The 15,315-nt window shown below is 36.0% G+C and carries 18 protein-coding genes and 1 pseudogene; all 19 read right to left on the bottom strand.

The features are described from left to right. Positions 1-52: 52 nt before the first annotated feature. Positions 53-496 carry a HEPN domain-containing protein gene (locus tag BAQ44_RS16930; protein ID WP_048568098.1) on the bottom strand — a complete coding sequence of 148 codons (444 nt, stop codon included), beginning with the start codon at positions 494-496 and terminating at the stop codon, positions 53-55. A gap of 145 nt (positions 497-641) precedes the next feature. Further along, a complete protein-coding gene (gene ltrA / locus BAQ44_RS16935) occupies positions 642-2,573 on the bottom strand; it encodes a group II intron reverse transcriptase/maturase (protein WP_001014145.1) in 1,932 nt (643 codons plus the stop codon). A 758-nt stretch (positions 2,574-3,331) separates the two neighbouring features. Next, positions 3,332-3,730, bottom strand: a complete 399-nt coding sequence (locus tag BAQ44_RS16950) for a nucleotidyltransferase domain-containing protein (protein ID WP_000282369.1) — start codon at positions 3,728-3,730, stop codon at positions 3,332-3,334. A gap of 21 nt (positions 3,731-3,751) precedes the next feature. Then, positions 3,752-4,123, bottom strand: a complete 372-nt coding sequence (locus tag BAQ44_RS16955; protein WP_001267129.1) for a hypothetical protein — start codon at positions 4,121-4,123, stop codon at positions 3,752-3,754. Positions 4,124-4,142: 19 nt separating this feature from the next. Next, positions 4,143-4,991, bottom strand: a complete 849-nt coding sequence (locus tag BAQ44_RS16960; RefSeq protein ID WP_000029264.1) for a ThiF family adenylyltransferase — start codon at positions 4,989-4,991, stop codon at positions 4,143-4,145. A 2-nt stretch (positions 4,992-4,993) separates the two neighbouring features. Then, on the bottom strand, positions 4,994-5,404 hold the full coding sequence (locus BAQ44_RS16965; protein ID WP_000209415.1) for a hypothetical protein: 411 nt from the start codon (positions 5,402-5,404) through the stop codon (positions 4,994-4,996). A 50-nt stretch (positions 5,405-5,454) separates the two neighbouring features. Beyond that, positions 5,455-6,420 carry an MPN domain-containing protein gene (locus tag BAQ44_RS16970; RefSeq protein WP_000182855.1) on the bottom strand — a complete coding sequence of 322 codons (966 nt, stop codon included), beginning with the start codon at positions 6,418-6,420 and terminating at the stop codon, positions 5,455-5,457. Between the two features lie 65 nt (positions 6,421-6,485). Next, positions 6,486-6,656, bottom strand: coding sequence for a hypothetical protein (locus BAQ44_RS31120; RefSeq protein ID WP_000280379.1), 171 nt, complete (start codon positions 6,654-6,656; stop codon positions 6,486-6,488). 116 nt (positions 6,657-6,772) lie between these two features. Then, complete coding sequence (locus BAQ44_RS16975) at positions 6,773-7,417, bottom strand: hypothetical protein (RefSeq protein ID WP_000859312.1); 645 nt, start codon at positions 7,415-7,417, stop codon at positions 6,773-6,775. Next, positions 7,395-8,216: a hypothetical protein gene (locus tag BAQ44_RS16980; RefSeq protein ID WP_000732880.1), complete on the bottom strand. Its 822-nt coding sequence runs from the start codon at positions 8,214-8,216 to the stop codon at positions 7,395-7,397. The genes BAQ44_RS16975 and BAQ44_RS16980 overlap by 23 nt, the downstream gene beginning before the upstream one ends. Before the next feature lie 16 nt (positions 8,217-8,232). Further along, complete coding sequence (locus BAQ44_RS16985; protein ID WP_000770659.1) at positions 8,233-9,045, bottom strand: hypothetical protein; 813 nt, start codon at positions 9,043-9,045, stop codon at positions 8,233-8,235. Continuing rightward, positions 9,042-9,599: a hypothetical protein gene (locus BAQ44_RS16990; protein ID WP_001269722.1), complete on the bottom strand. Its 558-nt coding sequence runs from the start codon at positions 9,597-9,599 to the stop codon at positions 9,042-9,044. The genes BAQ44_RS16985 and BAQ44_RS16990 overlap by 4 nt, the downstream gene beginning before the upstream one ends. Beyond that, positions 9,583-9,912 (bottom strand): hypothetical protein, encoded by a 330-nt coding sequence (locus tag BAQ44_RS16995; protein ID WP_000062335.1) that lies wholly within the window; start codon positions 9,910-9,912, stop codon positions 9,583-9,585. The genes BAQ44_RS16990 and BAQ44_RS16995 overlap by 17 nt, the downstream gene beginning before the upstream one ends. A gap of 12 nt (positions 9,913-9,924) precedes the next feature. Then, a complete protein-coding gene (dnaN, locus tag BAQ44_RS17000) occupies positions 9,925-11,037 on the bottom strand; it encodes a DNA polymerase III subunit beta (protein ID WP_000673198.1) in 1,113 nt (370 codons plus the stop codon). Between the two features lie 80 nt (positions 11,038-11,117). Continuing rightward, positions 11,118-11,645, bottom strand: coding sequence for a hypothetical protein (locus tag BAQ44_RS17005; protein WP_000917103.1), 528 nt, complete (start codon positions 11,643-11,645; stop codon positions 11,118-11,120). Between the two features lie 77 nt (positions 11,646-11,722). Then, the gene (gene ltrA, locus BAQ44_RS17010) at positions 11,723-13,621 is read right to left on the bottom strand and encodes a group II intron reverse transcriptase/maturase (protein WP_002019929.1); all 1,899 of its coding nucleotides are present in this window, start codon (positions 13,619-13,621) and stop codon (positions 11,723-11,725) included. Positions 13,622-13,818: 197 nt separating this feature from the next. Continuing rightward, entirely contained in the window at positions 13,819-13,959 is a 141-nt protein-coding gene (locus BAQ44_RS31125) for a hypothetical protein (RefSeq protein WP_011167258.1), read from the bottom strand. 429 nt (positions 13,960-14,388) lie between these two features. After that, positions 14,389-14,739: pseudogene (locus BAQ44_RS17015) on the bottom strand (Rad52/Rad22 family DNA repair protein); the annotation flags it as partial. A 22-nt stretch (positions 14,740-14,761) separates the two neighbouring features. Continuing rightward, on the bottom strand, positions 14,762-15,157 hold the full coding sequence (locus BAQ44_RS17020; protein WP_001055070.1) for a hypothetical protein: 396 nt from the start codon (positions 15,155-15,157) through the stop codon (positions 14,762-14,764). Positions 15,158-15,315 lie beyond the last annotated feature (158 nt).

The raw sequence follows: 15,315 nt of genomic DNA on the forward strand, positions 1-15,315 counted from the left end.
AAAAGAGAGTCCCTATTTAATAGGCACTCTCTTTTGTGTATATCCTCTATTTTTAATCAACTGTGATTTCATGTATATTCAACTTGTTTAACTTTTCCATATAAAAGCTCATTACTTTTTGAGCATGTTGTATAGCGATTAATCCATCTTGAACAGTAAGTGCTTCAAAATACGGATAACGAATGTCTGTAGCATAACCATTTAGCTGCACGCACTGTTCTAAAATCAATGAGAATTCCTCATCTAATTTCCGACATGATTTGTGCAGCATTAAAAGGTTATGAGTTTTTGGGACTGTCCTACCGTTTAGTGCAAGAAATCCTTTTAGAAGTTTTTCCACACATTGTTGACTATGATAACAAATAATTGCAGTTGGGAAAGGTTTCATGTGAGTTAAGTAACTAGCAGAATCTAAATCAGATTTTGCAATAAATACCCACTCTTTTAGATCCTCAATATTTATTGTCGATAGGTAAGTCTTTGAAGCTATCTCCAACTTTTCCCCCGATCCGCACGGTACGTGCCACTTTCACGGCATACCGCGGTCCATCTATATTGTAGTTTTCTTTTCATCAAAATAATGATAAGTTCTAAGCGAACAACGCTAGTTATTCATGTTTCATTTCCACTTCATTTTGTGATTAAATACAGATTTCCTCGTTTTTGACTAATTTTCGCAATTTATTGAGTTTGCCTAACTGTTCCTCATTGAATTTGTGTTCATTGAGTAGTTGGTTTATGGTTTCTATCTTGGTTGCGTGTATTAGTCTATGGACACTTGGTTTGATGATGGTAAGGTTCTTGTAGCTGTCGTCCTTTGTTTCACTCCATAATCGCTTATGGTGACAATGAATGTCCCAAGGTAAGAGTTTCTCACCTGTTACACTGCATTTGCCTTTTTGTGCGACATAAAGAGAAATTCGGTTGTCATTGTATTCTACGGTTGCCCGTTCATTTATAACTGGATTTTCTCTTAACCATTTCAGTTCCGCTTCGGTTATGTCTGCCAAGTTTTTATGTATCAGGGCTCGTCCTTCTGCGGTGTACTTGTTAATGACTTGCTTTTTCATCATCGGGTTTTTGTGTTGAATATAGGAGATTGGTAGGATGGGACGTTTCATGAGAAATCTCATCATTTTTGACTTTAGATATGGTTTAATACCTTTGTCTTTTCCTTTATATTCTCCTATATTCGTGTATCCATTTGTATTGCTTTTACCTCCAGTTGTTGACTTAGGGAATCTGTTATACATTATGTGGTCAAGATTATGGTTCATTTTACTGAAATCCTGGGAGGCATGCGTAGCTATTTTATAATAGTTGTGCTTACCAATGACCATGCTGTTGTATATGCTGATTCTCTTAATTGTTTCATTAGAGTTTGGGGTTTTCTGTATTCTTCTCACTTGTTTTGCTAAATCTTGTTTTGTTTTTTCCAGTGCTTTTGGGGAAACGTGTGTTACTGCAATGTATCGTGTGTCACCGTTCTTCTTTTTACCTTTCTTTACAGCTTTGAGGGTGAAACCTAAGAATTCACTTTGTTGCTTTTTCAGATTGGTTACTTTAGACTTTTCGGCTGAGATAGGCAGTTTTAGACGTTCTTCTAACCACATTTGAGTCGCTTTGAAAATTTTCTCCGCATTACTACGTGTGTTTGTGAAGATTTTAAAGTCATCTGCGTACCTTACGATGTACATTGGTTTCATCTTGGAAGTTTTGGTGAGTTGTGTCGTTACAACGTCATTGCACCAAATTCCCCTCATGCATCTCGGTTTTACCTTTTTAGCTTTGAATGTCTCCCATTGTCTACTTATCCACCAGTCGAATTCATTAAGATTGACGTTGGCAAGTATAGGACTAAGAATCCCGCCTTGTGGGGTGCCCTTGGTCGGGAACATTGTTGTGCCATCAGGCATTTGCACTGGGGCTTTCAGTATTTTTCGGATAATGACCAGAAGTTGTTTGTCACGGATACCCAATGTCCATAATTGACGCATGAGCTTGACGTGATTTACCTCGTCAAAAAAACCTTTAATGTCTACGTCTACTACATATGTAAGGTTTTGTTTATTTACTCGCACTGATGCATCTGCTAGGGCATGTTCAGCACTTCTGTTTGGGCGAAAACCATAACTTCGGTTACTGAAGTGCGCTTCGCAGATTGGCTCCATGACTTGTAAGATGCACTGTTGGATTATCCTATCCCACATAGCCGGTATTCCCAGGGGTCTGGTTTGTCCGTTGGGCTTCGAAATTTCTTTACGTCTTACTTTCTGCGGTTGGTAGTTTTGAAAGCGTCTTTTAACTTCATTCAAGAAATAGCTTTGTTCCATTCCCTCAATATTCTTTATATTTACATTATCACAAGCTGCAGTTCTACTTCCTTTATTCCCCTTAATATTGCGGTAGGCGAGAAGTATATTTTCGTCTGATATAATGATAGACATTAGGTTTTTGAAAGAATTTCCCTTTGTTGCTTTTTGGTATAGGTTATCTAGGACAGGTTGAATACCGTAGTATTCGTTGTGTCTTAGTTTATTCCCCTTTGGCGCGGACTTAGAATTGCCATTCATGGTCTATCACCTACTCTCAAATTGATTTTTGGTGACCTTTTGAGTCTTACCAGAATCCATGCAAGATTAGATGAAATTTCAGTTCCTACTATATAGACTTGTGGCTGTTCCTCCAGTTCCATTACAGAACCTTCAACGGTCGTGCCACTACTCTCACCACTATTAAGAATACTTCCCTTGGTTGTCCATTTCGTATTCAACTGTATCCGCCGATAGAGATTACTCTCAACGTTGGTGGCTTTCGACGTTCCATTCAGACTATCATTGTTTTAAAGGTCATTTTGACCTCCGATTTAGGTGCTTGCTATACCCCGTGTCTAGCTCCGTTGCCTATAACAACGTTAGGATTGTTAATTATGAGATATCCCCAATCCATTAGACAAGTCTTGTTTTCAGACTCCGAATCATTTCTGATCCGTGTCCTTTTCGAGGCGTACATTCGCAAGTTCGTCAATGGTTTACCACATTCTCACCATGTCGGTTGACAGCATACGGTACTTGGTTAGTTCCAACCGGTTTATTACTCCTGTTGGCTTTCGGTTATACAGTTGTGCACTACGAACCGTGACCGTATATTTTACCCTGCTCTCCACATCACGCTATGCCTAGTGTATGCAGTTGGGAATCTCACTGGGGTAGTTTCGGGGCGTTACTCCTTCATTCCTACCACTTATCTGAACAGTTATCCTGTTCTTTATTGCTTTGATTGTTTTTCCAATTAAGAACAGTCCTCGTTGTCGCTTATACTTCCGTATTGCTTACTCGAGAACGTCTCGCACCTCATATAGGACCTTCCCTTCTAGTGCAATCTTATGTTCCATAGTAACGGTACGGCTAGCACGTTCTTGAAACTCTTCTGGTCCGTACACTAAAATATCAACTGGTGTTTCCATAACATCATAAATACCCCAATTGATACGATTAATGACTTCCCTTTTTCTTTCTCCGACACCTTCCACAACAATACAGAGATCAAAATCACTGTCTTCATTTGGTGTGCCATATGCATGAGAGCCAAAAAGGATGATTTTTTGGACAGAAGATACAGTTTCACGAATCTTTTGCACTAATAGGTCCAATTCCCTTTGTACTTCTTCGTTAATCCGAATCACTCCTCGGATAAAGTAATTATATTGACGTTTAAGTATATTATACATACGTTTCCCTTCTCCTTGCTATTACATATTTATTTTTATATTTTTCTCTTGTTTCCCAACGTTCTGCAATGCTTGATAACATTCGTATATCTGCTTGAAATCTTGTAAAAATCCATCGTCAGAGATACTATGAAAGCCTTTAAAGTTCTTTCTACACCAATATAAAATGCTAGATTCATCCTTCGCTAAAAAAGAATCCGGATTGAAATGAATCAAAGCCTCTGCTAAACAAGCCAGAAGCAATGGTATCATTCCGGAATCTTGCTTTGATAAATCAAGTACAGATACAACGGTATACTGTTTATATTGGTAGTATTGTAGAACACCATTACACATGTTTGTTGGTGTTAAACTGTGTTGTAATTGAGTGGAATCTAATTGATACACTCTCATCTTGTCCCCTCCTATATCATTACCCCTCAATTGGTGCAGCTTTCATAAAAGCCTTTTGAGCTTGGAAAATGATATAGTGATTCGATACGGTACCTTCATCAAAGAGTTCGTTGACGAATTGAGCAACAGTCATGGCAGCGAACTTATTGGTAATAACGCGCTGTGGTTCTGAAGCAGCTAATTCGGAACAACTTAATTGACTTGGAGCTGTTTCTTTTTTCGTAAAAGCATCCGGAAATAAATCACCAAGCGGTGAAAGAATGACCTCGCCATTCAATTTAACTCCACATACTGCTTGTCCGTTATAACCACTGTTTTTATAATCAGCTATTTGTTGAGGTGTCCAATGTCTTTTATTTACTTCTCTCCAATTATCAGGAACTGTTACAGCTGTATTCCCTACATCGATGTAAAGAAGATTATCTGATTGATGGAAGAATTGATGAAAGACCTCGCGAGAAAACATATTATCTACTGCCCCAATTACAATTGGCAGATACAAGTAATCGTCTTTATGTTGTTTTTTTAATAAATCATATTTGTTACCAAACAACTGCTGCATTGTTTCTATGTCTTCTATATACTGCGACGTAAAGGAAGAGATAGGAACGTTATAGCCAGCTTTATATCGACGAGCCAGTACTTCTGCTTTGTATTTACCAACATCAGGTCGAATAAAGAGTTGATTTCCAAGGTTTTTTTCTTCAACCGTGTCTGGATCTGCAACTACAATTTCGCCATCCAATTGAAAAATACTCATCATTTGAGCAATATGTTGTAAAATTAATCCTCCGTTTCCTCCAGCACCTACTAATACAATATGTGGTACAATCTTCTTTCCTTCTGCAATATCAATAACAATACTCATTTTTATAGCCCCCTATTTTCTTTTGATAGTGTATTCTCTAAATTTCGTAGAAATGGAATCGATAAATTTGTAAGCCTATGCACGGTATACAAGTCAAATGAATGCATCACTAGTATCGATGCAGCATAAATAACTCCTTCCTCTTGCACAATGCCTACAACATATTGAAGTAAATTCAACTGCACAACAAGCGTGTCTATATATTCTTGATGTGTGTCTAAATCAATATGAGTATTCTTCCTCTGTCCTTCTAATGCTTCATATATGTGATTCATCTCTAACTTGCACATAAATTGAAATAGCTTATAGTCATCATGCGATTCCTCTATTGCTTGTTTATTCTTTGTAAGAACTAACATGTAGTGCTTTATCTTTGTAAACATTGAAACGTGAATTGTTTTTAATGTTGTCATAATAAAGAAAGAGACATAAAAATATGTCTCTTTTACGCCCCCTTGTGTGTTTATTTTAAAAGTGTGATCCTACTTAAATCGTAATCTTGGCTTATCCCTTTCGTTGCATACTCTCCTGCAAATATAAAGTTAGGATTAATAGAATAAAATTTTCCATCTATACAAGTCCGTACTCGTAGTTCAGGGAAAACATCCTCTATTCTGCCAACAATTGCATAAAGAATAGGAGCACGTTCACTTTGATCATCTAAATCACTTGGTTCAGCAGAGAAACGATGATGACTGTGTATCTCCATAACTTTCATAGCGATAGACTGCATCTCTATATTCGTTTCTGGGATTACAATTTCAGTTGCTACCTGCTGAGGTGGAAAATCCATAAAATAACCACGCTCTTTATTGAAATAGATATCAGCATGCAATTCGCAATCACATTTACGAGAAATGGCTTGTGCAATAATAATAAAGTCCATTAATAGTGTTCTCGGAATAAAATCCCCAGGTAAAAAGTGATTCAGCCAAGTACTAAGAAAAGAAAAAGGACAATCTGAAATGGATTGTCCCTCTACAATACTTGCTCCTTTTGCGCCGACAGTTAAAATCGGAAGTAGTGCATTTGTATCCTCATCATATTTAATGACAGTTAAGCCTTTAACAAATGAGGGATAACGATGCTCTAATTTTACGCGGATATCCTCTGCTTCTATTTTTCTTACATCTGTTGAATCCCCATTTTGAACAGCGATTCCATGTATAATTTCTTCTTCTGTAAACCAATCTACTAATGGTATATCCCCAAATACTACGTGGCGAACAACCGTTGTTGTATTGATTTTATCTAGACAATCTGTAGATTTTGTAGCCTTAGCTTTCTTACTACTTTTTGTCTTACCTTTTGCTTTTTCCTTTTTTTCTTCCTTTTTAGCAGTGGCTTGCTCTGAAGCAGCTTTTTTCACTGGTACTGTTGTTTCCTCTACTTGTGTTTCCATATCAAAAAAATCGAATAAGTTTGTCATAATAAAAAATCCTCCTAGTATCTTTGCTTATATATAGTTCTGCTATTTTCAGAAATTCGATGTACTCAATTACTGTCTGCCAGTAACTTATTTTCCATTAAAGTTAATGGCCAAAGTGGTAAATCATTGACTCTTTTGCCATCTGAATTTTGTGTAATACCCTTCTCGTTTAAAAACTTAATAATTCGTTGTCTTTCTCTCTCAATTCTCATTCGTGTTTCATAATCTAAATACACCGTATTTCCTCCTAAGCATGTTGGATCCAATGTTTATAATCTAAACTCCAACAAAATTATTATTCTTAATAAATACTCCCCTGCTTCTAATAAACAATCACTCTAAAGAGCGTGTATTAAAAAGTCATTTCCGATTCCATTAAAATAGAATCATCAAAACTTTGGTTTTCAAATCGTTTAAATAGCTCTCCAACTGGTTCCGTATGAGTATGTGTAAGGTCGTGATTAAAAGAACTTGCAAAAAATAAAACATGAAATGTTTCTAAATCTTTTAAAGTCCGGAATTCAGGTATCACAACTCTACCTGTACATACAGATCCACTAGGATGAACATTAGAATATGGAAATTGATATAATTTCATTCCTTCTTCTAACTCCATATCTTCTTTTACAGCAAAGACAGAGATATTCGTAACTCGTTTTTGGTACACCGTATAACGAAATAATAGACGTGGAAATCCTACTTGTTGAAACGGTCGTTCAAAAAAATGAATATCCCACTGAGCCTTTGGTACTTCAATCCAAACAGCTTGTTTATCTCCACTCTTAGATAACACCTCGTGTTTTATACAACCTTTTGGGAGTACGCCACTAGAGTAATGAGTATTATCTTGTGTACCCTGCTCCATAACTTCTTTTAAAGCTAAATAAAAGTCCTTAAAAGTAACGGCAGTTTCTCCACGTGATAATTCGTTGTTAAATTGCTGAATGGTTACAATTCCTTTTGGCTCTAAAGCATCAAATATTGCTACTGTCTTCATTTGTTATGTCCCCCTGCGTATAGATTGTTTCCACTAAATCTAGTAACATCTCAAATTTATATGGTCCGTATAATGGTTCCTGGCCATAATAGAGATACAGAGATTCTTCATCAATTTGATAAGAATGCTGCACTGGATAACAATCTAGTAATTTAGAAATTTTTTCTTTATGCTTCGGTGATATGCCGTCTATTGTTTCAGCTATAGCACCCCATGTGTCCTCTGCTGCTTCCTTTATTTCCTTTAATGGTATGTCGAATAGTGTAGAGAGCTTTTCATACTCTTCTTCATCAATTGGAAAAGCTTCTAAGCCCATATCTTCGATCATGTCCGTACCCAATTCTATAAATCCTTCTTCATGGTCTAATTCATAGATATTCTCTCGGTCTAAATACGAGGGAGAATACTGTGTTACATCAATCGAAAGCTCATGCATGCTTTTAAAGTAACGTAAGATATGAAATTGACATGAATAAAATTTAGATAGATTTATGTTTAATAGGTTCATGGAAAGTAAGAAGATGACAATCGTATCTGTTGATTCTATGTCCTCCCACCTTATTGTTTGGTTTTCATCTAGAAAGTCCACACAAGTTTGGATTTTACTAATTGTTCCATGAGAGATTTTGTTGAAATCTATTTCTATATCTTTAGAAAGGCTTTCTAATATATATATTTCCTCTTGATATCTTTGTTTAATTTGTTCCCAACTAACGATGCTATAAGTTTTGTTTAACTTAAGTGATAGTAAGTAGTTTGACATCGCTACATTAGATGAATAGCTAAATAATTTCTTCATTTTTTGGCCCTCTGTACTAATTTGCTATATTTTTTGTTAACTGTATCTCTTCAAAGATACGAAGTAACATCTCAATTCGTTTAATTGCTGGAAAATATGTATCATCATCATAGAAAAGGTAAAGTTTTTCCTCATCAGCTTGGTAAAGCATACGTATATCAAACTGATTCTGGATTGACTGAAAGAAACTTTGATTCTCTATCTTGATATTAGAGAGCATTTCACCAATTGGACTCCATGCATTCTCAACAATAAGGTTTATCTCATCCATAGATATATGAAATAAATTCGAATATTGGATTAAGGTATCTTTATCGTCGCTATCTACCTCTTCGTGATGTAATTTCATATCTTGAAGTAAGTCATCACCCCAGCTTTTAAATGAATCCTCACAATCGTATTCTTCGAAATTATCTTGTTCTAAATAAGTTGGGTAATAATCTTTTACAGGAATCCCCAATTTATACATACGTATAAATATCTCCATAAGATAGAATTGCGATGTATAGAAGCAGGAAAGATCAGTATCTAAAGATGTTTCCGCAATCATAATTATTTCAAGTAAGGTTTTCGAATCAATTAAACCAATTGGGAAATTCGAGTCTTCCTCTAAATAAGAAACAGTAGCCATTACTTGTTGAATGGATCGTTCTGAAATCTTACTGAAGTCTATTTCTCTTGAGTGCTCTAAACAATCTAATATATAGATTTCTTCTTCATGCTTCTTATCTGCAAGTAATTCATGCAGTAAGTGAGCATTCTTTTGCATTTTTAACGAAAGTAGATACTTTCTTACTTTCTGGTGATTGTATGTAAATAATAATTTCATACCTGGTTCCCCTTCGTCTTTTCTCGAATCATTGCCGCAAGACGGATTATAATTTCATAATAAGAAAGTACCCATTCATCAAATGAGTACTGTTCATAACCATCCTCTAGAAATTCAATCAAAATATGACTGGGATACGCTTCACTTTGATAGGTGTTAAACGAAAATTCATGTAACACGAATTGAAAATCAGATTGTGTTATATGTTCCGAGCCTATACATAAATAGTAACCAGCTGTATCGAAGTAACATCCTTCCGCAGCCATAGAACTAATATCCGAAGCGAAATTCGAATACATGTCTTCTGAGCTAAATAACGTCCCATCTAACAGGTCTTCTTCAGTTCCAAAGGCAAAGTGACAAAATATACTTGTTTGCTCGTTAAAACGCGCAAACGACTCGAATAATAGTTCACTTGTGATATGCAACTTGTCCCTGTGAAAATCATTGATATTGATTAAGAATGGGATGTTATATTTACGAATTAATTTTTGTATGCGTAGTATCCGTATGTATACTTTCATCTCATTTCCTTGATTAAATAAATATCTCATCTTCTAGCCCCTGCTTTTCCACATCTTCTAGTTGTTCAGTGAAAAGATGTAAATGTAGCATTTCTTTTAATTCACAATCTGGACCATTTATACGAAATGAATTATCACTATAAAACGTGACATAATGTCGTAGCTGCTCAAATTGCTTTTCAAATTCATCTATATGTTCTAATGGTATGTTTTCTAAATCAGGCATTTCGTTCGCAATAAATCCATTTATAATCAATTCAAAGGATTGACGAAGTTCTTGATTATTAGGAAGGACTTCTTTTGACTGTAAAAAGTCAAAGAAGTCACTGTGATTCATACTCATTTGGATGCCCCCTTACACGCGAACCGGTAGAATTAACTGCAGATTAGAGTGAGTTGTATCCTCTGCTCCCACTACCACGATAGGTCTCTGATTACTAATCATTTTTATCGCGATTGTTTCAGAAGTTATCGTTTGTAGTGCTTGTAGCAGATATTCCACATTACAAGCCAATGTAAATGCTTCTACTTGATTACATGGAATTTCTACACTTGCAGTACCTACTTGAGAATTTTGTGGTTTAAGATGGATGCTTTCTTTTCCTTCTGACGTAAGTACGATTAAGGAAGAAAATGCTGAAAGCTGCTCCAACGTATTTTTAAATTCTTCACGTGATAGTTGTATTTCACTTTTAAATTCGTCGGGTACCATACGTGCCGTATCGGGATATGTACCAGCTAGTAATCTAGACTGATAGATAATACTTTCGCCACGGATCAACAGCTGTGTATCACTAATGAGCTTTAATTGTAAATTTGTTTCACGATTAAAGAGCTTAAGAGCTGTTTTAAGAGACTTAATTGGTAACACAACTTCACCATCTTTTGCGATAGTGATCTTTGTACAATCAAAATGTAAACGGGCTAAACGGTGAGCATCAGTTGCTATACTAAAGAACTTATCATCAACTGATTTTAAGTTCACACCTGTTAGAATCTTACGTGTATCCATTGCAGGAATAGCATGTAACGTTCCGTTGGCCATTGATACAAATTGTTCTTGTGAAAGTGAAATCCAATCTTCCCCTGCTTCGATTTTAATTTCAGGATATTCTTCGTGATCCATGGTACAAAAGCTAAATTGTTTCTTCTTACTTTCTACAATCTTTAGCTCATTGTTTTTATGTTCAAGACCGATGAATTCACTTTTGAATTTCTTAATCGTTTTAAGTACCGGAGCAGCTGCAAAAAGCACCTTCCCCGGTTCAGTACAATCCCCACTGTTTACATTAAAGCGAGTTACTAATGTTACTGTTTCTGTACCGTCTGAACCCATTAGAATCATTCCCTTTGAATTACAATCCAATAAAACACCTTGTAATGCCGGCATTGGGTTTTTAACGTCTACAGTAGCACTTGCTTTCTCTAATTTTTCAATAAATAATGTACGGTTAATAGTAAATTTCATAATAAATCCCTCCAAAAAGTAATAAAAAAAGAACAGACCTCATATCCTGTTCATTCGTTTTCCTGCTATAAAACAAAGCTTTACGCGCTTTGTTGTTTTTTTAACTGTTGTATGAGTTGATGAATGGCTTCTGTATGATCATGAAGTAACCATTCTCTAAAGGATGTAACATCACCAGGAATAAGAGCTGATAACCACCGGTTAAGCTGTTTCTCATTTCCAGGACGGATATTCTTCGCTTCGTGAATCAACTGTAAACTAGTTAGAATTCCTTCTAAACCACCAATCGTCGTATCCTCAAATGTTCTTGCTTGCGCATTATAATTGTGATTATAGGCAAGTAGAATTTCCTTGGATGTAATACTTAATGGTTTTGCAAGCTCTTGTATGTTTTGAATTAGTACACCTAGACTTACTTGGCCATTCGATGGTTCCTTCTTTGAACTTCCTTGTTTATGTTTTTGCTGTAACATAGTAGGTGGTATAAAATAATATCCTTTCTTTTGATAAGAAATATAGATACTATTTGGGCCATTACTACATGTAGAAAGTTCTACTTTAGTAGGTTTTACATTATAATACCGATAGGTAAGCCAATTCTTCAGCATTACCTGTTAAGAGTGGCTTTTCCCCCGGTCCACACCGTACGTGAGACTTTCACCTCATACGGCGCTCCATCTAATAATCAAATAGCATGAATTTTGTTCCTGAATCGTTTCAGTTTATTAATTTCCTTATTATTCAAGATGCTGCTCATATCAACTTCATTGTGTATTGCCTTGTGAATTTCCTTATCTACACAGGCTAGATTTGGCAGCTTATTGACTTCTTCTAACGGGAGATTAGGATTAATGTGATGAACATGCAGGTTGTGCTTCCCAAGTGGGACTCCTGTAATTCTACATTTTCCTCTATCTCTGTTGAACGCATATCCTCTATTCATAAAGTACTCAAAATTGTATCGGGGTGAATTCACAAGTTTTTTCCTGACTTTCTCAAGGAGAGAGAGGCTTGTAATTTCATCTAGTCTGACACTGAACTCCTTTGTTCCCTTTCTTCGCTCGATTAATTTACGTCCCGAAGGAGAGTATGGAGTTTCATTTTGAACCTTTTGTTTATATAGGTTTTCGTTCATCTTGGTTAGGTTTAAATGCATAATGCCAATGTAGCCAACTTCGGTTTTAATAGCTAAAGTCTTTTGTGTCCGTTTAGGGTATTTGTCCGCAAGGTTAATACACTTGTTGATAGGATGTAAGACCCCACCACGCCTAGATAGAAGATTAAAAGTCTTTTTTCTTAACTTATAACCTTCTCTATCCATTATGGGAGATTCGGTGGCATATGAATAATAATTTATTAATCCTCTAACCTTTGAGTTATAGGCTAAGATTAGCTGTGCATTACTCAGTTTATCGTGGCTTAATCTTTTGCCGAGAGAAGTGAGTGTGGCTCTGAGTTCTTTTACTTTTCTTTTAATCTTCTTATCAGAAGGAGTTATTTGGCTGATATATCTTGTCTTTTTATCCTTCTTCTTTTTTCCTTTTACACCTTTTAAGACTACCTTGTATTTGAAGCCAAGAAATTCTATTGGCTTATGCCTGATGTTGGTTATTCTTGTTTTCTCTTCGGATAGTTCAAGTTTAAGTTCTTTCTGAAGAAAATTCTTGATAACAGTCTTCCATCTATAAGCATGGGATTTGTTATTAGTGACTAGAACCCAGTCATCAGCATATCTGATTAGATAGCCTGGCTTAAGGTTAGAAGATTTTAAACCTCGTAATTTATGATCGTGTTTCGAATACTCATGTCTGGTTGTAAATTCTTCAAATTGCTTGGCAACCCATTTGTCGAAGGAATGTAAGTATACATTTGCTAAGAGGGGGCTTAATATGCCACCTTGGGGTGTACCATTGTCATTTCTAATGATATTTTTGAAGATTCCAGCTTTGAGGAATTCCGTTATTAGGCACAATATTCGTCTATCTTTGATTCCCATGCTCCATAGTTTTTTTATAAGAATCCTATGGTTTACTTTGTCGAAGAATTGACGAATATCACCTTCTACGATCCAGTGATACCCAGTGTTATGAACAAGGACTTTTACTCTTTCCAACGCATGATAGGTAGTTCTTTCTGGTCGAAACCCAAAGCTGTATTTGAAGAATTGTGCTTCGAGTACAGGCTCTAAGACTTGCTTCATCATTTGTTGAATTATCCGGTCTTCTATGGTTGGAATACCGAGAGGTCGTTGTCCGCCATTAGCCTTTGGAATAAACACACGTTTTATTAGGTGCGCCTTGAAATTTGTGAGTCTACCACGAATTAACTCGATAAGTTTTTCTTCGGATAGTCTGAGGTAGTCTTGGATTGTTTTTCCGTCTACCCCTGGAGTCATGGAGCCTTTATTGCTTTTTAGCGAGTGTATCGCAGTGACAATATTAGGTTTTGACATCGCAATTTCAAGGAGAGATGTGTGTTTGATTCTCGTCTTTTTTTCCATATGCTCTTTTGTTTTTGAGTACAGCTTGTCTAATGTTCTCTTTAATTCTGTTTCTGATTCAAGAGTATTTTCTAGTTTTCGCACCAAATTGCATCACCTCTTTTGCTGAGATTTTGCTCTAAGGTTTAGTCGGTTACTGTTACACATTCCTAGAATAATTTTGCCTTTGCATGATTATTAGACTTGGGCCCTTCCCTCTAGTTATATTACATAACCTTCTTTGGTACTATGACCCTACTGCCATTGGTGTTAAGGAACTTCAGTATTGTATGTGTAATACCTTATATCCACGAACCGATAATTAACCATCGTATGACGTTCTCACCAACTTCAACTGTTCCACATGTTTTAGCCTTACATATAGCCTTAGGACTCACCTTTATGCCGTCAGTTACTAATGAACTAATCGTAATTTGATTCATTAGATGAATAGGGTATAGTCCCTATCCGCAGATTTGATATACCTTATTATCATTTCCACAACTGAAAAGGTATGGTTTTACCTCCTCCATATTTCTAAGGAACGGATAGTATCGACACGTACATTCAGTGATTCGCCAGAATCTATGATTCATTCTATCCATAGCTATTTTATGGCGTCCCGATTACTTTTCTTACCATGTTCCCTGAGGAATTTAGGTTCGATTTTCACCGCCTTCAACGGGCTCATAACAATGATAGGGTTCTCTATTATTGCTATCCGTAGTATTAGACCTTTTCAAGAGTTTACGATGTTCTTGCAAGACTTACTTCCGAGTCTTGATAGTCAAACATGCAGTTAGAACATTTTATAGTTCCCTCGCTTTTATATAGTGTGTTTCCACAACTTTTTGTGCGAGAACAGTTCACACAAGGTATCTTCCTACGCCCCAAAGCACAGCAGCTCTTTTTAAACTATTTGAAAAGCCACCTTTTACAGAACTATAGTCAGATTCTTCACTTCCATCCTCTTTTGATATCCAACGTTCATTCAAAAACACTGATATGGTACATTTCGTTGCTTTCTCACCCCATTTTTCATACGACACCTGCCAGTTATCAATACCAAAGACTTCATCAAATCGGTCCTGAATGGCGCGTGCGTCAACAAATGGAGCTACAAACGCAAAAAAACGACCTTGGCTTTCAAATGTATTTATAATTTTCCATCCTAATTGTTCGACAGGAAATTCAGCTTGTAAACTTTCCATTATATTTGTCATAATAATCCTCCTGTATTACTTGTTATTTCGAATCTGGGTGTTTCCACTCTTTCTTTCGAAATTCATCAATCATTTCACATATAATTCCTCTGTTTTCATGAAGCAGCCAATCCTCATGGGAAGTAATATCTTTCCCTGATTGAATGGATAGACGCTTATTCAAATCCTCTATACTTTTACAACTGATATTCCTTGCTGCATAAATGAGACTTAAACTTACTTTTAAATCTCTTAAATAAGAAATGGTAATATCCTTAAATGTCGTAGCTTTCGTATTGAAGTTTTGATTGTGCGCTTGCAACATTGATACAGAACTGATCCATAAAGGATTAGCTAGTTCTTTAATTTCTTTAATAATGTCATGTAAATGAGCATCATTTTGTAATTTCCTTTGTGATTTTTCCATGACTAAATTCATGATGTTTCCCCCTAATTAATAAAATAATTGCCTAAAGTGCTGGCTATACAATAACTCCAAACTTGAAGACAACACAAAAAGGGCTTCTTCAAGTCGATTAAAAATGTGTATAGCAAAATAAGCTATATATACACTAATCGGCTCAAAGAAGCCCTTTC

The organism is Bacillus mobilis (assembly GCF_001884045.1).
In the GTDB taxonomy this organism is placed as follows: domain Bacteria; phylum Bacillota; class Bacilli; order Bacillales; family Bacillaceae_G; genus Bacillus_A; species Bacillus_A mobilis.